The organism is Streptomyces sp. NPDC050211 (assembly GCF_040656035.1).
Lineage (GTDB): Bacteria > Actinomycetota > Actinomycetes > Streptomycetales > Streptomycetaceae > Streptomyces.
In genome coordinates, this window is record NZ_JBFALC010000037.1 from 75,418 (window position 1) to 95,824 (window position 20,407).

Here is a 20,407-nt window from a genome sequence, read left to right on the forward strand (position 1 = left end):
CCTGTGGCTTGAGAAGAAGCGTCAACCATGGCCAATTCGGGGAAGGTGGACTGATTTCCATGGCGCAGTGGACGTCGGCGGTGGGGGCGGCTCAGCTCGCCCGGCTGCTCAGCTCCCAGCAGGACCGCCCCGCGGGCCCGGGCACGCGCCGTCCGCCCGCCTACCGCGCGCTCGCCGACGGCATCCGGCTGCTCGTGCTCGAAGGCCGCGTCCCGGTGGCCGCGCGACTGCCCGCCGAACGCGAGCTGGCCCTCTCCCTGTCCGTCAGTCGTACGACCGTCGCCGCGGCCTACGAGGCACTGCGCGCCGAGGGATTCCTGGAGTCCCGGCGCGGGGCGGGCAGTTGGACCGCCGTACCGGCCGGCAATCCGCTGCCGGCGCGCGGTCTGGAGCCCCTGCCGCCCGAGGCACTCGGTTCGATGATCGACCTCGGCTGCGCGGCGCTGCCCGCGCCCGAGCCGTGGCTGACACGGGCGGTGCAGGGGGCGCTGGAGGAGTTGCCGCCGTACGCGCACACGCATGGCGACTATCCGGCGGGGCTGCCGGCGCTGCGCGCGATGATCGCCGAGCGGTACACCGCACGCGGGATTCCGACCATGCCCGAGCAGATCATGGTGACGACGGGTGCGATGGGTGCCATCGACGCCATCTGCCACCTTTTCGGCGGGCGGGGCGAGCGGATCGCGGTGGAGTCGCCTTCGTACGCCAACATCCTGCAGCTGATGCGGGAGGCGGGTGCGCGGCTCGTGCCCGTCGCCATGGCCGAGGGGCTTGCCGGGTGGGACATGGACCGGTGGCGGCAGGTGCTGCGGGAGGCGGCGCCGCGGATCGCGTATGTCGTCGCAGACTTCCACAATCCGACCGGTGCGCTGGCGGATGAGAACCAGCGGCGGCAGTTGGTCGATGCGGCGCGGTCGGCGGGGACCGTGCTGATCGCCGATGAGACGATGAGCGAGCTGTGGCTGGACGACGATGTCGAGATGCCGCGGCTCGTGTGCGCCTTCGACCCTGCCGGCTCGACCGTCATCACCGTGGGGTCCGCGAGCAAGGCGTTCTGGGCCGGGATGCGGATCGGGTGGGTGCGGGCGGCTCCCGATGTGATCCGCAGCTTGGTCGCCGCGCGCGCGTACGCGGATCTGGGGACACCTGTGCTGGAGCAGTTGGCCGTGAACTGGCTGTTCAGCACCGGGGGTTGGGAGAAGGCGGTGGAGGTGCGGCGTGGTCAGGCGCGGGACAACCGGGAGGCGCTGGTGGCTGCGGTGCGGAAGCAGTTGCCGGAGTGGGAGTTCGAGGTGCCACGAGGTGGGCTGACGCTGTGGGTGCGGACCGGGGGGCTGTCCGGGTCGCGGCTCGCGGAGGCGGGGGAGCGGGTAGGGGTACGGGTGCCGTCCGGGCCTCGCTTCGGGGTGGACGGGGCCTTCGAGGGGTATGTGCGGTTGCCGTTCACCGTCGGCGGCGCGGTGGCGGAGGAGGCCGCGGCGCGGCTGGCTGCTGCGGCTCGGTTGGTGGAGAGCGGTGGGGCTGGGGGAGCCGGGGGGACTGAGACGCCTCGTACGTTTGTGGCGTGACTGTGTGAGGGGGGTGGGCCCAGCTTGGGTTGACGTCTGCGCTACGCGGGTTCCACTGCCGCTGCCTTTTCGGTGAGCTGCTTCAGTTCCGGCTCTTGCGACTCTTCCGGCAGTTGTTCCGGTTCTGCGTCTGCAGGTGTTGTTTTCGGGGGGAGGAGGGCCAGTACCGCCTGGCGGTGGGCCTCTGTTGTGGTGTCGTCGTAGGGGTCGGGGGTGGCGGGGACCTGGAGGCGGTGGACCTGGCCTGTGCCGAGGCGGGCGTAGCCGCGGCCCGGGGGGACGTGGGTGACGGGGGTGGTGTGCGGGGGTGTACCGAGGACCGTCTTCAACTGGTCGGCCGTGGCCGGGCCCAGAACGACCCGCGCGCGGGTGTGCTGCCGTACCGGATCACTCAAGGTATCCAGGCTGTCGAACTGGTCGGCCACGACCACGGTGACGCTCGCCGCACGACCGTGGCGGAGCGGGACCTGGAGCAGGGACTGCGGGTCCTTGCGGCCGTCCGCGGCGGCGACGTGGGTGAAGGCGCTCGGGCGGTCCAGGAGGATCCACAGGGGGCGCTTGGTGTCGTCCGGCGGCGGGTGGCCCGCCTGGCGCGCGCGATTGACCGCGATCAGGCGCCGCTCCGTCTCGGCGGAGGCCCACTCCAGGCTGGCCAGCGCCCCGGCCAGGGCGCACTCCACGGCCAGCACGCCGTCCCGGCCGATGAGGCAGGCGTACTCGCCGGTGCCGCCGCCCTCGACGATCAGTACGTCGCCGTGCTGGAGGGCCTGCAGGGCGACGGAGCGCAGCAGGGTCGAGGTGCCGCTGCCCGGCTGCCCCACGGCCAGCAGGTGCGGCTCGGTCGAGCGGACGCCGGTGCGCCAGACGACCGGTGGGACATCGCGCTGTTCCTCACCGAAGGTGAGGGGGAGCGTGCGCTGGACCTGGATGGGGTCGGTGAAGCCGAGGACCGTCTCGCCGGGGGACGTGACGAAGCGCTGGGCGGAGATGTCGGTCGGCAGCGGGGCGAGGACCGTGACGGTGAGCAGGTTGCCCTCCTCGTCCCAGGTGAAGTGGTACTCGCGGCCGCGGCCGGACTTGGCGGTGATCAGATACTCGATACGGGCCCGGGCCTCGGCCTCGCCGTCCGTGAAGTACGCCGGGTAGCGGATCACCAGGTGGTTGACACGGCCGGTGCCGTCGAAGCCGTAGGTGGGAAACGCCTTCTCCCATGCGCCGCCGTGCGCATACAGGGGCGCGGGGTCCTCGGCGGTCGAGAAGTACGGGACCAGGGCCTCGTACAGCGCCTGGAGGCGTTTGGCCTGCGACTCGTCGGGGCCGTCCGGGGCCGGTCGGGTGCGGTCCCTGCCTTGCCAGGCCGCCGCCGCCATCACGGTGATGACGGCCAGCAGCGGGCCGTACGGAAGGAGCGCCACGACCAGGATCACCGAGGCCACCAGGAACAGCAGCGGTCCGCGCCGGTCCTTGGCGGTGTCGGCCCACTTGCGCCGTCCGGCCGCTGCCAGCCGGCGCAGACCGCGGGTGATCGTGATCAGCGGGTGGAGGACATCGGTGGCGCTGTCGGCCGCCGTCCGGGCCAGCTCCCGGCTCCGGGCGAGCTGTGCGCTGCCGTTGCTCAGAATGCGGGGGAGGGGGCGGCGGGCCACTGCTGTCTCCTGAAGATGCGTGCGTACGGGCGGGAAGGCGGCGTCAGAACTTGATTCCGCCGAGGAGGCTCGCCAGGCTCTCGCCGCCGGCCTTGATGCTCGGGGCGATGGCCGTACTCGCCAGGTAGAAGCCGAAGAGTGCGGCCACCAGGGCGTGGGAGGCCTTGAGTCCGTCCTTCTTGAAGAAGAGGAAGACGATGATGCCGAGCAGGACCACGCCTGAGATGGACAGGATCATGTGAGTTCTCCTGGTTCGCGGGGACAGTCACCATGAGTACTTCCAGGCTCACAGGATGTATCCATACTATTAAAGGTGCAACTGGGTGAATTTCGGCGGATTTCCCCCACGCGGCGTAGTGTTCATCGGCGGTTCGGGCAGGTCGGGTCGCGCAGCGCGGTCCTGCGATGATCATTGCCCCGCGCACACCCGCTCATGTGCCGGGGAAGCCAGTACGCTGGCGATTCACCCGTACTAGTGAGAGGCGGTCCGGCTGATGACTGAAGCCCCCGACCCCGAGGTCGTGGAGCTGGCAACCAAGATCTTCGATCTTGCCCGGCAGGGGCGGACCGAGGCGCTCGTGGCCTACGTCGACGCGGGTGTGCCGGCCAACCTCACCAATGACCGCGGCGACTCCCTGGTGATGCTCGCCGCCTACCACGGGCACGCGGACGCGGTACGGGCGCTGCTGGCCCGGGGTGCCGAGGCTGACCGGATCAACGACCGGGGGCAGACGCCCCTCGCCGGGGCCGTCTTCAAGGGCGAGGAAGAAGTGATCCGAGCCCTCCTGGAGGGTGGCGCCGACCCGGCCGCGGGTACTCCGTCGGCCATCGACACGGCCCGGATGTTCGGCAAGGCCGAACTGCTGGAGTTGTTCGGCGCACACTGATCCGACCGTCCTGACCAGGCAAAACGGAAATCCGAAGCAGGCAGGAAGCGAACAACGGGGGAGGCGGTACGGGGCCGCCCGAAATTTCGGTCGCGGCAGGCAGAACTGCCGAGTCATCATGACGTCGTGATTCACGGACGCGATGGCTGGGCAGATGTTGCCGCACCGCGCGGGCCGTGAGCGGTCCGCACGGGCCACCAACGAGAGGCAGAGGAAGATGGCTTACAGCAAGCAGGAAACGGCGGGCGCCCCGACGTGTTGTCACGCGGCCAGGTAGAGCAAGATCCCGGTTGCGTCGACGCTTGATGTGAGGCTGTTTCCCATGTTCGATCCGGTCATAGCGCCCAGCGGTACGCTGCTCGGCCTGCTTCAGCGGGGCCGCGGCGACGGCACGCTGCACGCGCTCACCGCCCCGCGCGCCGAAGCGCTCGCGGCACTGAACCACTGCGTGCTGCACGACCCCCGCCACGACTGGCAGGTGGAGAACCGCTCGCTGTACTACGCCCGTCTCTACCTCGACCTGAACGGCGAGCTGGACGAGATCGAGGCCCACCTCTTCGACGTCGAGGACGCCCTCGACACCGAGGAGTCACGCACCGGGCTCACCCTGGCCGTCCTCGGTCACCTCGCCTCGTACGGCAGGCGGGACGCCCTGGAGCTGCTGCGCAGGTATGCCGCCACGGGCTCCAACTGGGCCTGGGCACTGGACGAGCTCGCCCTGCGGGACGACGACGCCGGACTGCGTGCCCTCGCGGCCCCCGTCCTGGCGCGCTTCCCCGCCGATGCCGAGGGCGAGGCCGAGCTGGCCGCCACCGTGCGGGACGCCTTCGAGCCGCGGCCATGGCGCCTGTGGGCCGAGGATCCGCGCGAATCGATCGCCACGCGCGTGCGTGCTGCCCAGGAGACCGGCTGTTTCGACCGCTGGCAGCGTCAGATGAGCCCGACCGGTCCGCGTCCCGGGTGGAGCGTGCAGGCCGTCTTCGAGTGGGCACAGCAGGGCGTGGAACGCGGAGTGGCGCTCCATGTTCCGGCCGCCCGCTGTCTCACCGCCGTGGCCGGCCCCGAGGACCGGCCGGACATCGTCGCCGCCGCCAAGGACGGCACCGAGGGCGCCCGCTGCACCGCGCTGCGCTATCTCGCCGACAGCAACGATCCGGATGCCCTCGACCTGATCGAGGTCGCCGTGGCCACCGGCTCGACGGCCGTTGTGGAGGCCGCCGTCGGCACATTCGAACGTATGCGCAGTATTGCCGCCATCGACCGGGCCCGCGGCTGGGCCCGGCGGCCCGACGTCCTGGGTGCCGCCGCCGGACGGGTGCTCGCCTGTCGTGGCGGCACCGGGGACCGAGATCTGATTCTGGGGGCGCTGCGGGAGGCCGTTCGGGGCGAAGGGCCCGACGCGCCGACTCTGTGGACCCTGGTGGACGGTGCCGGGCGGCTTGAAATCGCCTGTGCCGCGCCCGTATTGCGGCATATCTACCGTGAGACGGCGTCATCCCATCTACGCGGCCGGGCCGCCCGGGCCCTCGCCGCCACCGATCCCTCCTTCGCCGCCGGGTTCGCCGTCGAATGCCTCTGGGACTGCGAGGAATCCACCCGCGAGATCGCCGCCCGGCACGCCGAGACCGGCGATGCCCGGGTCGTGGAGCAACTGCGCAGGCTCGCCGCGGACCCGGCCGAGGAGGCCGAGGTCCAGACAGCCGTACGGAGCCGGATCGGCCCCGACGCGCCCGCTCTGTGAACACGAGATGACTCGCGGGTCAGAGTCGTATGGACGGGATCTGGCCTGCTTGGGTGGACAGCGGAACGCTCACGAGTCGTTCGCCGCTGGGAAAGATCCACGTTGACGCGGCCACGTCCAGTACGGCGACAACACCCGTATGCGTGTCGTCATCGTGACCGAATCCTTTCCCCCCGACGTGAACGGCGTGGCCCACTGCGCGCTCCAGACCGCCCGACACCTCGTCGATCGCGGTCACGCTCCACTCGTCGTCGCTCCCGCTCCCGCTCCCGGGAACAAGGCGGCCGGCCTCGCGCCGTGCCCCGTTGTCCACGTCCCCTCCCTACCGCTCCCCGGCTACCCCCAGGTGCGCGTCGCTCTCCCCAGCCGACGCCTCGCCGCCGCGCTCATCGAGCACCGCGCGGACATCGTCCACCTGGCCAGCCCCTTCATCCTCGGCGTCCGCGGCATGGCCGCCGCCGCCCGGCTCGGCATCCCCGCCGTGGCCATCTACCAGACCGACCTGGCCGGCTACGCCCGCACCTACGTCGGTGCCGGCGAGGCCGCGGCCTGGCGACGTATCCGCTCCGTCCACTCCGCCGCCGACCTGACCCTCGCGCCGTCCAGCGTGTCCCTGCGCGACCTGGAGGCGCACAGCGTGCCCCGGGTGAAGCTGTGGCCGCGCGGCGTGGACACCGTCCGCTTCCGCCCCGACCTCCGGGACGAGGCACTGCGCCGGGAACTCGCGCCGAACGGCGAGCTGATCGTCGGCTACGTCGGGCGGCTCGCCCCCGAGAAGCACATCGAACTGCTCGCCGGTGCCTGCAAGCTGCCCGGCGTCCGCGTCGTGATCGTGGGCGACGGACCCAGCCAGCCGAACCTGGCCGAGGCCCTGCCGGGCGCGGTCTTCCTCGGCCGCCGCACCGGCGACGACCTGGCCCGGATCTTCGCCTCCTTCGACGTGTTCGCGCACACCGGCCCCTTCGAGACGTTCTGCCAGACCGTCCAGGAGGCCATGGCGAGCGGCGTGCCCGTCATCGCGCCCGCCGCGGGCGGTCCGCTGGACCTGGTCGCCCACGAGCGCACCGGGCTGCTGGTGCCGCCGCGTGACGCGGCCGCCGTACGGGACGCGGTGCAGAAGCTGGCCGCCGACCCCGCGCTGCGCACCGCGTACGGCACCGCCGCGCGCGACATGGTCGAGGGCCGCACCTGGGCGGCTGTCGGAGACCAGCTCATCGGGCACTATGCCCAGGTGCTGAAGACACGGAACAAGACGGTGGTGGCGGCGTGAACGAGTCACTGCGCATCGTCCGGCTGGCGAACTTCGTCGCGCCCGCCTCAGGCGGTCTGCGCACCGCCCTGCGCGAGCTCGGCAAGGGGTTCAAGGCGGCCGGGCACGAGCCGGTGCTGATCGTGCCGGGTGAGGGGTATTCCGACCGGGAGACCGAGCAGGGCCGGGTGATCACCCTGCCCGGGCCGCTGCTGCCCGGCACCGGCGGCTACCGCGTGCTCATCGACAAGCGGCGCGTGGCCAAGCTCCTGGAGGAGCTGGGCCCCGACCGCCTGGAGGTCTCCGACCGTACGACCCTGCGCTGGACCGGCAAGTGGGCGCGACGCGCCCGGGTCCCCGCCGTGATGGTCTCCCACGAGACCGCCGACGGCGTGCTGCGCACCTGGGGTCTGTCGGAGAACATGTCCCGGCGGACCGCCGACGCCCTCAACGTCCGTACGGCGCACACCTACTCGCGGGTCGTGTGCACCACCGAGTTCGCCGAGCGGGAGTTCGTGCGGATCGGGGCACGCAATGTCGTACGGGCCCCGCTGGGCGTCGATGTGATGGAACGGCACCCCGCACTGCGGGATGCGGGTCTGCGCGAGGAGTACGCGCGCGTGGACGAGATTCTGCTGGTGATGTGCTCCCGGCTGTCGGTGGAGAAGCGGCCCAGCACCGCGATCGACGCCGTCGCCGAGCTGGTCCGGCGCGGGCGCCGGGTCCGGCTGGTGGTGGCCGGTGACGGTCCTTTGCGGGAGCGTCTCGAGCAGCGGGCGCGGGAGCGTTCGCTTCCGGTCACCTTCCTGGGGCACCTCAACGACAAGGGCGCGTTGGGCGCGCTCCAGGCGTCCGCGGATGTGTGCCTGGCGCCCGGGCCCGCCGAGACGTTCGGACTGGCCGCGCTGGAGGCGATGGCCTGCGGCACGCCCGTGGTGGCCAGCGCCTCGTCGGCGCTGCCGGAGGTGATCGGCTCCGCCGGGGCCACCGCCGCGGACCGCGGAGCGGCCTTCGCGGACGCCGTTGACATGCTGCTGGAGCGGTCCGAGGCGGACCGCCGGGAGGCCGCACGCGCGCGTGCCGAGTGTTTCGGATGGGGCGCGGCGGTCGAATCGTTCCTCGCCGCGCACGACGCGGTGGTGACAGGACAGGCGCACCGGGTCGTGCCGGAGCGTGTGACATGAGACCGCTGCGTTTCGTCTCCCTCGGGGATTCGCTCACCGAAGGGGTGGGCGATCCCGTCGGGAAGGTCTGGCGCGGCTGGGCAGCGCTGCTCGCCGACGGGCTCAGTGTGGAGCCCGCGCAGTTCACCAACCTCGCCGTGAGCGGGGCGCAGACGCGTGATGTGCTGGAACGTCAGCTGCCCGCCGCGCTGGACCTGCGGCCCGACGTGGCGTCCGTCGTCATCGGCGTGAACGACACGCTGCGCTACACCTTCGACATACACGCCGTGGCCGAACGGCTCGACAAGGTGTACGCGGCCTTCGCCGCCCAGGGCACGATCGTCCTCACCGCCTGTCTGCCCGACCCCGGTTCGATGCTGAGGCTGCCGGGATCACTGGCCCGCCCGCTGGCTCGGAGGCAGCGCGCGGTCAACACGGTGGTCCACGCGCTGTCCGAGCGGTACGGCGCGGTGCATCTGCATGCCGCCGAGGAGGAGTGGGCCCAGGACCGGGCGATCTGGAGCGCGGACCGGCTGCACCCCAGCGAGCGGGGGCACCGGGAGCTGGCACTGCGGTTCCACGGGCTGCTGGCCGAGAGGGGGGTCGCGAAGGGATTCGCGCCCTCGCCCGTGCCGGAGTTCGCGCCGCCCACCAAGTCGGCGAGCCTGCTGTGGCTGGCCACGGCGGGTACGGCTTGGGTGATCCGGCGGTGCACCGATCTGTTGCCCAACCTGTTGACGCTGGCCGTCGATGAGATGCGGCACCGTGTGCGCGGGACGAGTGCGAAGCTCGATCTGCGGGCGGCACATGCGGTGTCCGCTGCGCTGGCTGCGCTGTCGATGGAGTTGGACCAGCAGCCGGAGCCGGATGCGGCTTAGCTCCGCTGGTTCGGCCGTGGTTATCTGCGGGTTCGTTGTGGCTGGTCGCGCAGTTCCCCGCGCCCCTGACGGGGCGCGGTTCGCCCCTGGCGTTTGTAAGGCCCCGACCGCAGGGGGTCAGTGGCGGCGTACGGGGACGAAGCGGACCGGGGTTCCGGGGGCTGCCTGGGCGGCGGGTGGGAGGTCGGGGGTGCGGACTACCGCTATCACTGGGTAGCCCCCGGTGGTCGGGTGGTCGGCCAGGAAGATCACTGGGTGGCCGTCCGGGGGTACTTGGACCGCGCCCAGCACCATTCCCTCGCTGGGGAGTTCGCCGGGGAGGGCTCGCTCCAGGGCGGGGCCCTCGGTGCGTAGGGCGATGCGGTTGCTGGAGGTGGAGACGCGGTACAGGCGTGAGGTGAAGGTGCGGATCGCGTCCTGGGTGAACCAGTCGTCGCGCGGGCCGAGGGTGACGTGCAGGATCAGTTCGGCTGGGGGAGCCGGGTGCGGGGCCGCGTCCACGCGCGCGTGCGGTGCGACGGGGTGCCCCAGGGGCAGCACCGTGCCGTCCGTGAGCGGTGGTGGGCCGAGGCCGGAGAGCAGGTCGGTGGAGCGGCTGCCGAGCACGGGGTCGACGGTGATGCCGCCGGCGACGGCGAGGTAGCTGCGTACGCCGGAGACGGCGGAGCCGATGTCCAGCACCGACCCTGCCGGAATGCGTACCGGTGCGCCCCAGGCGACGGGGCGGCCGTCCACGGTGACGGGGCAGGGGGCGCCCCCGACCGCCGCGGTGACCGTCGAACGAGGGCGGACGGCGCAGCCGTTGAGGGTGGTTTCCAGGACGGCGGCCTCGGGGGGATTGCCGACGAGGCGGTTGACGAGGGCCGCCGCGGGCCCGTCCAGGGCGCCGGAGCGAGGCACGCCGAGGTGGGCGTGCCCGGGACGTCCGCGGTCCTGCACGGTGGTCAGGGCGCCGGCCCGTACGACGACGAGCGCGCGGTCCGTCATGAGGGCCCCACCGGAACGAAACGGACGGGCGTGCCCGGTGACAGCAGCGCGGCCGGCACGCGCGCGTGGTCCCACAGCACGGCGTCCGTAGTGCCGATCAACTGCCAGCCACCGGGCGATGAGCGCGGGTAGACGCCGGTGTAGGGGCCCGCGAGGCCCACCGCACCGGCGGGGACGGCAGTGCGTGGCGTGGCCCGGCGTGGGACGTCGTAACGCTCCGGCAGACCGGACAGGTAGCCGAAGCCGGGCGCGAAACCGCAGAAGGCGACGCGGAATTCGGTCTCCGCGTGGATACGGGCCACCTCCCGCTCGGGCACACCCCAGTGCGCCGCCACGTCGGCCAGGTCCGGACCGTCGTAGCGCACCGGGAGCTCGATCACGTCACGCGCGCGTGGGGGAGCGGGCGGTACTTCGGTGGCGGTCAGTTCGGCGGCCAGCCGGGCCGGGTCGGCGAGGCCGTCGAGGAGGACCGTACGGGCGGCGGGGACGATCTCGCCGACGGAGAGCGAGCCCTCCGCGCGGCGCCGCAGCAGCTCCGCGTGCAGGGCCTGCGCCTCGTCCCCGGAAGCGACCTCGACGAGCAGGGCGCCGTCACCGACAGGCAGCACCCTCATACGAAGGCCTCCACCCGGACACCGGACTCCTGGAGTCTCTCCCGGACCCGGCGGGCCAGCTCCACCGCGCCAGGGGTGTCGCCGTGCAGGCACAAGGACTGGGCCCGTACGTCGATCCGCGACCCGGAGTGGGACGTGACGACGCCGAAGCGGGCCAGCCCCACCGAGCGCTCCACGACGGTGTCCGGGTCGGTGACCACGGCGCCGTCCTGCCCGCGCGGGACGAGCGTGCCCTCGTCGGTGTACGCGCGGTCCGCGAAGGCCTCCGTGACGGCCGGGAGTCCGGCCTTCCCGGCCAGCACCAGCAGTCGGGAGCCGGGCAGCCCGAGCACGGGCAGCGAGGCGTCCGCGAGGAGCACGCCGTCGACGACCGCGCCGGCCTGCTCCTCGTCGTGCACGACGCGGTTGTAGAGCGCGCCGTGCGGCTTGACGTACGACACGCGTGTGCCCGCCGCGCGCGCGAACACCTCCAGGGCGCCGATCTGGTACGCCACTTCGGCCGCCAGCTCGGCGGGCGGCACGTCCATCGCGCGCCGCCCGAACCCCGCCAGATCCCGGTAGGCGACCTGTGCCCCGATCCGTACCCTGCGCTCGGCCGCCAGCTCGCACACGCGCCGCATGGTGACCGCGTCCCCGGCGTGGAAGCCGCAGGCCACGTTGGCGCTGGTGACGACGGACAGCAACTGCTCGTCGTCGGTGAGCCGCCAACGGCCGAAGCCCTCGCCGAGGTCGGCGTTCAGATCGATCGCGGTCATCGGTCCCCTCTGGTGTTCATACCGCTGTTCGTGCCAGTGCTCATGCCGTTGTTCATCCCACTCGGAACTGCTCGTCGCGGGCGTCGGTGAGGAACATCTGCCCCGGTGCGTGGGTGATGGCGAACGGCGGTCGCGACGCCATCACGGCGGCCTGCGGAGTCACACCGCAGGCCCAGAACACCGGGATGTCGTCAGGGGCGATGTCCACCGGATCACCGAAGTCGGGACGGGCGAGGTCGCCGATGCCGAGCCCCGACGGATCGCCGCAGTGCACGGGGCTGCCGTGCACCGCCGGGAGCAGACTGCTCTCCCGGATCGCCGCCGCCAGGTGTTCCGGTGGTACCGGGCGCATGGACACCACCAGCGGGCCGTGCAGCCGCCCCGCCGGACGGCACTGACGGCCGGTCGTGTACATCGGGACGTTGCGGCCCTGTTCGAGGTGGCGGATCGGGACCCCCGCCTCGGCCAGCGCCCACTCGAAGGTGAAGCTGCAGCCGATCAGGACCGACACCAGATCGTCCCGCCAGTGCCCGCGCACATCCGTCGGCTCGTCCACCAACTCGCCGTTCTCCCACACCCGGTAGCGCGGCAGATCGGTGCGCAGATCGGCGCCGTCCGCGAGGACGGTCGTGAAGGAACCGGCATCCGTGATGTCGAGCACCGGACACGGCTTGGGGTTGCGCTGGCAGAACACCACCAGGTCGTACGCCCAGTCCGCGGGCACCGCGATCAGATTGGCCTGCGTGTGCCCCGCGGCGACCCCGGCGGTGGGGCCCGTCAGACCCGCGCGGAAACGGGTGCGGGCGTTGTTCGGGCTCCACGCGTGCGCGTGCCCGTCGACAAGGGCCAAGGGGCGGTCTTCCGTGCGGTTCACTCCAGCTCCTTCCCGCGCGTCTCGGGCAGCCCGAGCAGCGCCAGCGCGGCCACCCCGTATCCGATCGCCCCGAAGACCAGCGCTCCGCCCACGCCCCAACTGTCGGCCAGGAAACCGACGGTCGTGGGGAAGACGGCGCCCACGGCGCGACCGGCGTTGTAGGTGAAGCCCTGTCCGGCGCCGCGCACCGCGGTCGGGTACAGCTCGCTCAGGAAGGAACCGAAGCCGCTGAAGATCGCCGACATACAGAAGCCGAGCGGGAAACCGAGCACCAGGAGCAGGGTGTTGGCGCCGCTCGGGATGTTCCCGTACGCCACGATGCAGACCGCGGACAGCAGCGCGAAGAGCCAGATGTTGCGCCGACGGCCGAGCCGGTCGGTGAGGTAACCGCCGGTCAGATAGCCGAGGAAGGCGCCGGAGATCAGGAACGTCAGATAGCCGCCGGTGTTGACGACCGACAGGCCGCGATCGGTCTTCAGGTACGTCGGCACCCAGGTGGCCAGCGTGTAGTAGCCGCCCTGGACGCCGGTGGACAGCAGCATCGCGAAGATCGTGGTGCGGAGCAGACCGGGCTTGAAGATCGCCTTGAAGGAGCCCTTGCCCGCGCTCTTCTGCCGCACCGCTATCGCCTCGGGCGCGTCCTGCACCCGGCGCCGCATCCAGACGACGAGCAGCGCGGGCAGCGCTCCGGTCCAGAACATCACGCGCCAGGCCAGATCGTCGTCCAGGACGGAGAACACCAGCGTGTACATGATCGCGGCCAGCGCCCAGCCGACCGCCCAGGAGCTCTGGATCGCGCCGAGCGTACGGCCCCGGTGCTTGGCGCTCGCGTACTCGGCGACCAGGATCGCGCCGACCGCCCACTCGCCGCCGAAGCCGAGGCCCTGGAGGGCGCGGAAGACCAGTAGGGACTCGAAGTTGGGGGCAAAGCCGCAGGCGACGGTGAAGACCGCGTAGGTGATCACCGTGATCATCAGTGCCCTGACCCGGCCGAACCGGTCGGCCATCACGCCCGCGAGGGCGCCGCCGATGCCGGACGCCAGCAGCGTCACGGTGGTGAACAGGCCGGTCTGACCGCTGTTCAGGCCGAAGTACGCGGCCAGCGCGACCATGCTCAGCGGCAGTGTGAAGTAGTCGTAGGAGTCGAGGGCATAGCCGCCGAACGCGCCGGCGAAGGCGCGGCGGCCGCGCGGACCCAGGGCGCGCAGCCAGCCCAACGCGCCGTCGTCGGCGGTGGGTTCAGCTGTGGCCGGGTGGGTGTCGCTGGTCAGGGCCTGCGGTGGAGGGGTCGTGCTCATGGGCACCTCGCAGAGGGAGGACGGAGGGTGCGTGAGGACTGAGCCAGGCCGTGCGGAAGCCATCGGCGCCGTCGTGAGCGGGACGGCGGCGCCATTCGTAGCAACGTAGAGGATTGTTCAACGATCCCTCAATACCCATGTTGTTTCGTTCTTGTGTCTGCGGTTGAATTCCGGGCATGGCAGAGCAACTGTCGGGACTGGCCGACGACCGCGCCCTCCTGGGGCGCACCAGCACCGCCGAACGGGTCTCGGACATCCTCAGGAGCCGGATCGCCGAGGGCTATTTCCCGCCCGGGACGCGGCTGTCGGAGGACAGCATCGGCGGCGCGCTCGGCGTCTCCCGCAACACGCTGCGCGAGGCGTTCCGGCTGCTCACCCATGAACGGCTGCTCGTCCACGAGCTGAACCGGGGCGTCTTCGTCCGGGTGCTGACCGTCGAGGACGTCGAGGACATCTACCGCACTCGGGGTCTCGTCGAGTGCGCCGTCGTCCGAGGGCTCGGCGAACCGCCGTACGCGCTGGACGGGCTCGCGGAGGCCGTCGCCGAGGGGCAGCGGGCGGCGCGCGAAGGTGACTGGAAAGGGTTGGGTACGGCCAACATCCACTTCCACCGGGAGCTGGTCTCGCTCGCCGGCAGCGAGCGCACCGACGAGCTGATGCGGAGCGTCTTCGCCGAGCTGCGGCTGGCGTTCCATGTCGTGGACGACCCGAGGCGGCTGCATGAGCCGTATCTGGCGCGCAATCTGCAGATCCTCCAGGCGCTGCAGGCGGGCGAGCCGGTCGAGGCCGAGAAGCTGCTCGCCGTCTATCTCGACGACTCGCTGGAGCGGGTGGTCGAGGTGTATCTGCGGCGGGTGGGCGAGGACGGATAGCAGGTCCGGGGATGTGACAGCTAGCAGGTCCTGGGGGTGTGACAACCGTGACGCCGGGGCGCATCTGAGTCGTTTGGGGCGTTGTCAGACCGAGGACTTAGTCTGTGCACCGTGACTTCGCCTGCATCGACGGACCGTGTTCCGCCCCAGTTCACCGCGGGGCCGCGCCCAGCTCTGGGCCCGGCCGCCGACGAGGGACTGGCGCGGCGGCTGCGCGCGCTCGCCTGCACCGCGCCGCTGCACGACCTGGATGCCCGCAAGGCCAACCTCGCGGGTGAGTACTCGGTGTACGGCATGGCCGAGGTCGCCCTCTCCGCCATCGACCTCGTCACGCTGAACATGGACTTCGACACCGGCGCCGACCACGACCAGATCGTCGCCCGGCTCATCCCGCGTATCGCCGCGCAGGCCCCGCAGCGGCCCGTCGTCGAGCATGAGCGGGTGGCCCGGTGGGTGCTGGAGAACCTGATCAACGTCGGCAGCGTCGATCGCGGCTTTCGCGCGGTTTACGGCACCTTCGCGCCGGACGGTACGTATGTCCGGCGGGACTACGACTTCAAGCTGATCGAGGAGGTGCCCGGGCCCGGCGGCAGCGTCTATCTCCGTACGACGGACGAAGCGGTCAATGTGCTGGTCGGCGCCCTCGACACCGACGTCACCAGCGCCCAGATCGCCGCCGAGGTCAAGCTGGAGGTGCTGATCAACCGGGGGCGCCTCGCGGACGCACAGCTCGCCGCCGAGCAGGCCCGGTATCGGACCGTGCAGTACTCCGAGACGCTGCGGCGGGCGCTGGATGCCACCCGGCGCAATGTGCGGGCCGTCGACTGGCTGAGCGCCGTACCCGACATGATCGCCGAGGCCCTTGAGCATGTCGCCGACCGCTATCGGCACGAGAACGCGATCCTCACGAACATCCGCAAGGCGCGGGACGAGTCAGAGGATCCCGAACACAAGCGGCGTGCGGCCGAGTTGGTCGACATCGTGAAGGACTGCATTCGACGGCATACGCAGTTGCAGTCGCGACTGCTGGAGGCCGGGCCGCTGTTCCGGGCGGAGCAGGACCGGCAGGCGTTCGCTACGCCGATGACGTCGTCGGGGATCGATCTGTACGGGCATCTTGTCGCGCCGGTGCTGCCGTTGGAGCTGGAGCGGGCGGTTCGGGTCACGGACGCGTTCTTCGCTCGCGGGACCGGGTTGCGTACTCCGGTGTCCGTTCGGGTGGGGGACCTGGTGGACATACTGCTGACTCCGCCGGTGGAGCGGGAGCATCTCGGTGCGGAGATGCCTGAGCCGGATCTCATTGCCACGCCGGATGACAGTCGGTTCAGTGAGGAGCAGCTGGCTGTGGCGATGGAGCTGCTGGATCTGCCTGCGGATGCGCCCAGGCGGTTGTCGGGGTTGCTGTCGGATGCGCGGCGACTTGATCCTGAGCTGCCGTATCTCGTGGCGTTGCTGGCGGTTCATGCGGCCAGTCCGCCTGTTGGTACGGCGTATCGGCAGGGGGAGGAGAAGTTGCTGTTTGCCGTGGATGACGGGGCTGAGCTGGATGATCCGGAGTTCGGTGGGGCGGACTTGATTGTCGGGACGGCTTTGTTGGATGCGGTGGGGATGGCGGCGGATCGGAGTGAGGCTGCGTGATGTCTGCCGTCTGCGGGTTGTGTGTGGCTGGTCGCGCCCACGCGGCGGAGCCGCATATGTCACAGCCCCGCGCCCCTAAAAGCCTTGTTCTGCCGCCTGTTTGTCAGATGCCCGAGGAGTTTCGACCGTGACCGAGCACGTCGACTGGAGTGAGCCGGAGGTGGCCGCCTCCGCGCCGGTGGCGCCCGCCGTCACGCCTGCCGATGCCGCCGATGCTGCTCGGCTCGTTGCCTTTGGGTTGCAGCCGAAACTGCAGCCTGCGCGGGATCAGGAGTATGCCGAGTTGCTGCGGCGGTACCGAGAGGATCCGCCGTTCGCGCGGCTTGCTGATGCCGTTGCCACCGGGCTTGGCCTCGTCGTGCTGGAGGTGTCTCCGCGCGCGGGGATGGCCGTTACCGCTGCCGAGGACTCGGTGTTCGCCGTGCGCATGGGTGATTACGCCCGCCGGACTGCCGCCGACTCCGGGGACCGGTTCTTGCATGGGTTGGCGCATCTTGCCGTTGCCGCGATGGCGTTTCCGCGGCCCGAGGACCTTGCTGATGACGGGTACATCGGGCGGATCACGGTCAATGGGGTCGATGCCTTTGTGCGGCAGGCCTGTCGGCGGCTGGAGGAGCGGGCCGAGGTGCGGGGGGAGAACACCGATCCGGCCACGGACGCGCCCGGCCTTGAGGCGGCCTGGCGGATCTGGGTGAGACGAAGTGCGACCGGTGCCACCAAGGACGCGCGGAGACTGGCCGGTTCGACGACCGGCATCATCGGCAAGGCCGTCGCCTTCCTGACCGACTCCGGGTTTCTGCAGCGCACGGGCGACGACAACGGCGGGACGTATCGGACGACGGCCCGGTATCAGCTCCAGGTGCGTGACATGGCGGGCAGTGCGGCCATGGCCGAGCTGCTGGAACTGGGCGTCGTGCCGGTCACCGACGGGACGCCGACGCTGCTGCCCGCCGAGGAGTCCGACGACCTGGAGCTGGTGGCCGACGCCGGGCTGCCGTTCCACTCCTGACCGCATCGACTGCCTTCACAACTACGAGAGTCCGCCATGTACGAGCTGTCCCGGGTCCGCCTCTACTCCATCGGTCCGGCCGGTGCGCGCTATGCCGACACCGTGCTTGACCTGCGGGGAGTCGGCGAGCCCGTGCCCGACCCCGCGCCCACGCAGGCGGAGTTCTTCGAAGAGGAGCCCATCGGCCCGCCGCGCCGGCCCGCGCCGGCCGGTGTGCTCTTCCTGGAGAACGGCGGCGGCAAGTCCGTCCTGCTCAAGCTGATCTTCTCGGTGATGCTGCCGGGTCACCGGAACACGCTGGGCGGCGCCAGCTCCGGTGTGCTGCGCAAGTTCCTGCTCGCCGACGACTGCGGGCATGTGGCGCTGGAGTGGCAGCACGTGCTGACGGGCGAGTGCGTCGTCGTAGGCAAGGTGAGCGAGTGGCGCGGGCGGCAGGTTTCGAACGATCCGCGGAAGTTCGCCGAGGCCTGGTACTCGTTCCGGCCGGGGCCCGGGCTGAGCCTGGACAATCTGCCGGTCGCCGAGTCCACCGCCGTACGGCCGTCCGTCGAGGGCGCGTCCGGGGCGCAGGGGCGGCGGCGCACCATGAAGGGCTTCCGGGACGCCCTTACCGAGGCCGGGAAGGCGTATCCGCATCTGGAGGTGCACTGGGAGGAGATCCACGACCGGTGGATCGAGCACCTCGGCGACCTCGGTCTCGACCCCGAACTCTTCCGCTACCAGCGGGAGATGAACGCCGACGAGGGCGAGGCGGCCGGCCTCTTCGCGGTCAAGAAGGACTCCGATTTCACTGACCTGCTGCTGCGGGCGGTGACCGATACGCGGGACACCGACGGTCTCGCCGACCTGGTCGGCGGTTTCGGCAACAAGCTCGGGCGGCGTGCCGAGCTGATCGCCGAACGCGACTTCACCGCCGGGTCGGTCGACCTGCTCGGGCGGATCGTCGAGGCCGCCGAGGCGCGGGCACGCGCGCGTGACATCCATGCCGGTGCCGAGCGGCGGACCCGGACGCTGGCCCGGCGGCTGTCCGCGCGTGGCGCGCAGGAGCGGGTGCGCGCCGCCGATCTCGCCCAGCGGGTCACAGGCGCCGCGCACGCCGTCACGCACGCCGAGAGTGCGCGGGAGCGCAGCGCGCTGATCGCCGCCGAACTCGCCTACCGGCACGTCTCGTTGGCGCTCGCCGGCGCCGAGAAGTCGGCCGCCGCGCAGAAGCGGGAGCTTGCCGACGCGCGCACTCTGCACTCCGCCTGGCAGGCCGCCGAGGCGGTGCTTCGGCACCGCGCCGCCGCCGACCGGGTCGCCCGGGTCGCCGCCGCCATCCAGGAGGCCGAGCGTGACGCGGCCCCGGCGCTCGCTGCGCGCGCCAAGGCCGCCGTCGATCTCGTACGAGCTCTGCACGCGGCCGCGGACGGCGCCGAAGCCCTGGCCAACGAAGGGGAGGAGCGGTCCGCTGCGCTCCAGGAGGTCAGCGAGTCCGCCTACCGGGACTCCACCTCCGCCGCCACGGAGGCCCAGCGCGCTCGCAGCGAGGCCGGGCATCTGCGACAGCGGCTGTCCGAGGTCGAGCAGGAGACCGCGGAGGCGGTGCGGGCAGGCTGGCTCGACGACAGCGCGCCCGACGCCGATCCCGCGCGTGCCGCGCTCGCCGCCAGCGACGCCGAGAAGACGGCGGTCGCCGCCTGGGACACCGCGCGCGAGGCATCCCACCGGGCCACCGAGCACGCCCGGGAAGCGGCCTCGGCCGAGTCTCGCGCGGAACTCACGGCGGCCCGCGCGGCGGACGCGGCAACGGCCGCGGAACGGTCGTACGAGGCGGAACGCCGCCTCGCCGAGGGTCTCGCGGCGGAGGAGCGCCTGGCGGAGCTGCTGAGCCTGACGGGTGTCTCCGGGGCGGGGGGTACGGTGCCGGGGCCCCGGACGGGGGCAGATGATGCGGCTGGGCGTGTGGGCTCCGGCGCGGCTGGGCGTGGCGGGTCCGTGCAGGCCGGGAGTGGTGCGTCCGGTGGAGGTGCCGGTGGTGCGGCAGGCGACGGAGGGGCTTCCTCGGCCGCGAGTGGTGCGGCTGGCCGTGGTCGTGGTGGCGGGGCGGACGGTGGCGGGGATACGCGCGCCGGAGGCGACCCGTCCGTCGAAGCCGGAGGTGGCGCGTCTGCCGGAGACACGAAGCCTGCGAACGGCGATGACGCCGGCCCGCGCTCCCATGTCGGGCCGACGACCCCCATTGCCGGGCTGACGACCCCGCGCCCCCTCACCCAAGGCCTCCTCACCCCCGAGGAGCTCGACCGCTGCGCCGACGACCTCCGCCAGCTCCTCGACGCCGCCGTCTCCTCCGCCGAGCGGCAGCTGTTCGAGCTGCGGACCGCTGCCGCCGACGACGCCCGGATCCTGGGTGCGCTCGGTGACGGAGGGCTGCTGCCGCCCGGGCCCGACGTGCTGGCCACCGTGGAGTTCCTCGGCGAGCACGGCATCCCGGCGCTGCCCGGATGGCGGTATCTCGCGCAGGCTGTGGATCCCGCCGATCACGCACGCGTGCTGGCTGCCCGGCCGGAGCTGGTCGACGGCGTGGTCATCACCGACCCCGCCACGCACGCGCGTGCCCGCGAGGCGCTGAGCGAGGCGGCGCTGCTGCCGCGGTCCGCCGTCGCGGTCGGTACGGCGGCCGCCCTGCTCGCCCCGACTCCGGCGCCCGACGCGAGCAGCGGCGACGTCTTCCTCGTACCGCCGAATCCGGCCATGCACGACGAGCACGCCGCCGATGAGGAACGGCAGGCGCTGCGGGCGCGGGCGACCGAGCGGGACGAGGAGATCCGGACGCTCGCGGCACGGCTCGGCAAGGACCGGGAACTGACCGCGCGCCTGGCGTCCTGGCGTACCGGCTGCCCGGCCGGACGGCTGGTCGAGCTGGCGGAGGCGGCCCGGGAGACGCGCGCGTTCGCCGAGGAGGCCGAGGCCGAGCTGGCCGAGGCGCGCACCGTCCGGGCGGAGGCCGACGAAGCCGCCGCCGAGGCCGCGCAGGTACGGGACGAGCGGCAGGAGGCCGCCCAGCGCGCCCGCCGCTCCGCCGACGCCCTTGCCGGGCTCGCCTTCCGGCTGCGTGAACGGTCCGGCTGGCAGGTGAAACTGCGCGAACTCGCCGACGAGGCATCCGAGTATGTGGACCCCCGCCAGGACTCCCCGCAGCGCGCCCGCGCCGCCGACGAGGACCAGATCGGACGAGCGTAGAGTATG

General features: G+C 71.8%; 16 protein-coding genes and 1 pseudogene. 10 read left to right on the forward strand and 7 right to left on the reverse strand.

Annotated features, from left to right (window positions below):
• The first annotated feature begins 59 nt into the window (after positions 1–59).
• A complete protein-coding gene (locus AB0I98_RS30710; protein WP_362947703.1) occupies positions 60–1,568 on the forward strand; it encodes a PLP-dependent aminotransferase family protein in 1,509 nt (502 codons plus the stop codon).
• A gap of 41 nt (positions 1,569–1,609) precedes the next feature.
• Here AB0I98_RS30710 and AB0I98_RS30715 read toward each other — a convergent pair whose 3' ends face one another.
• Together AB0I98_RS30715 and AB0I98_RS30720 are read right to left on the reverse strand one after the other, a co-directional pair.
• Positions 1,610–3,214, reverse strand: coding sequence for a hypothetical protein (locus tag AB0I98_RS30715; protein ID WP_362947705.1), 1,605 nt, complete (start codon positions 3,212–3,214; stop codon positions 1,610–1,612).
• A gap of 43 nt (positions 3,215–3,257) precedes the next feature.
• The gene (locus AB0I98_RS30720) at positions 3,258–3,452 is read right to left on the reverse strand and encodes a hypothetical protein (protein ID WP_015661880.1); all 195 of its coding nucleotides are present in this window, start codon (positions 3,450–3,452) and stop codon (positions 3,258–3,260) included.
• A 256-nt stretch (positions 3,453–3,708) separates the two neighbouring features.
• On the opposite strand from AB0I98_RS30720, the gene AB0I98_RS30725 reads away from it, so the two are divergent.
• The 5 genes from AB0I98_RS30725 (at position 3,709) to AB0I98_RS30745 (ending at position 9,132) form a co-directional block, all read left to right on the forward strand.
• Complete coding sequence (locus AB0I98_RS30725) at positions 3,709–4,101, forward strand: ankyrin repeat domain-containing protein (RefSeq protein ID WP_301978254.1); 393 nt, start codon at positions 3,709–3,711, stop codon at positions 4,099–4,101.
• Positions 4,102–4,423: 322 nt separating this feature from the next.
• Entirely contained in the window at positions 4,424–5,842 is a 1,419-nt protein-coding gene (locus AB0I98_RS30730) for a HEAT repeat domain-containing protein (RefSeq protein ID WP_362947707.1), read from the forward strand.
• Positions 5,843–5,981: 139 nt separating this feature from the next.
• Complete coding sequence (locus AB0I98_RS30735; RefSeq protein WP_362947709.1) at positions 5,982–7,112, forward strand: glycosyltransferase family 1 protein; 1,131 nt, start codon at positions 5,982–5,984, stop codon at positions 7,110–7,112.
• Complete coding sequence (locus AB0I98_RS30740; protein ID WP_362947711.1) at positions 7,109–8,275, forward strand: glycosyltransferase; 1,167 nt, start codon at positions 7,109–7,111, stop codon at positions 8,273–8,275. The genes AB0I98_RS30735 and AB0I98_RS30740 overlap by 4 nt, the downstream gene beginning before the upstream one ends.
• Positions 8,272–9,132 carry an SGNH/GDSL hydrolase family protein gene (locus AB0I98_RS30745; protein WP_362947713.1) on the forward strand — a complete coding sequence of 287 codons (861 nt, stop codon included), beginning with the start codon at positions 8,272–8,274 and terminating at the stop codon, positions 9,130–9,132. Before AB0I98_RS30740 ends, AB0I98_RS30745 begins: the two co-directional genes overlap by 4 nt.
• Before the next feature lie 117 nt (positions 9,133–9,249).
• Here the strand turns inward: AB0I98_RS30745 and AB0I98_RS30750 are convergent, their stop codons facing one another.
• From AB0I98_RS30750 to AB0I98_RS30770, 5 genes are read right to left on the reverse strand one after another with little or no spacing between them, the layout of a single operon-like run.
• Positions 9,250–10,119, reverse strand: a complete 870-nt coding sequence (locus AB0I98_RS30750; protein ID WP_362947715.1) for a biotin-dependent carboxyltransferase family protein — start codon at positions 10,117–10,119, stop codon at positions 9,250–9,252.
• Positions 10,116–10,733, reverse strand: coding sequence for a 5-oxoprolinase subunit PxpB (gene pxpB, locus AB0I98_RS30755; RefSeq protein WP_362947716.1), 618 nt, complete (start codon positions 10,731–10,733; stop codon positions 10,116–10,118). The genes AB0I98_RS30750 and pxpB overlap by 4 nt, the downstream gene beginning before the upstream one ends.
• The gene (locus tag AB0I98_RS30760) at positions 10,730–11,488 is read right to left on the reverse strand and encodes a 5-oxoprolinase subunit PxpA (protein ID WP_362947718.1); all 759 of its coding nucleotides are present in this window, start codon (positions 11,486–11,488) and stop codon (positions 10,730–10,732) included. Before AB0I98_RS30760 ends, pxpB begins: the two co-directional genes overlap by 4 nt.
• 52 nt (positions 11,489–11,540) lie before the next feature.
• Positions 11,541–12,362: a putative hydro-lyase gene (locus tag AB0I98_RS30765; RefSeq protein ID WP_362947720.1), complete on the reverse strand. Its 822-nt coding sequence runs from the start codon at positions 12,360–12,362 to the stop codon at positions 11,541–11,543.
• Positions 12,359–13,660, reverse strand: a complete 1,302-nt coding sequence (locus AB0I98_RS30770; RefSeq protein WP_362947722.1) for an MFS transporter — start codon at positions 13,658–13,660, stop codon at positions 12,359–12,361. Before AB0I98_RS30770 ends, AB0I98_RS30765 begins: the two co-directional genes overlap by 4 nt.
• Positions 13,661–13,836: 176 nt before the next feature.
• Between AB0I98_RS30770 and AB0I98_RS30775 the strand changes: the two genes are divergently transcribed.
• The 4 genes and pseudogenes from AB0I98_RS30775 to AB0I98_RS30790 all read left to right on the forward strand — a co-directional run.
• Positions 13,837–14,532: a GntR family transcriptional regulator gene (locus AB0I98_RS30775; RefSeq protein ID WP_362947724.1), complete on the forward strand. Its 696-nt coding sequence runs from the start codon at positions 13,837–13,839 to the stop codon at positions 14,530–14,532.
• 111 nt (positions 14,533–14,643) lie between these two features.
• Positions 14,644–16,170 (forward strand): hypothetical protein, encoded by a 1,527-nt coding sequence (locus AB0I98_RS30780; RefSeq protein WP_362947726.1) that lies wholly within the window; start codon positions 14,644–14,646, stop codon positions 16,168–16,170.
• 127 nt (positions 16,171–16,297) lie between these two features.
• The gene (locus tag AB0I98_RS30785) at positions 16,298–17,179 is read left to right on the forward strand and encodes a hypothetical protein (RefSeq protein WP_362947728.1); all 882 of its coding nucleotides are present in this window, start codon (positions 16,298–16,300) and stop codon (positions 17,177–17,179) included.
• 36 nt (positions 17,180–17,215) lie between these two features.
• A pseudogene (locus AB0I98_RS30790) lies at positions 17,216–20,386 on the forward strand (hypothetical protein); the annotation flags it as partial.
• Positions 20,387–20,407 lie beyond the last annotated feature (21 nt).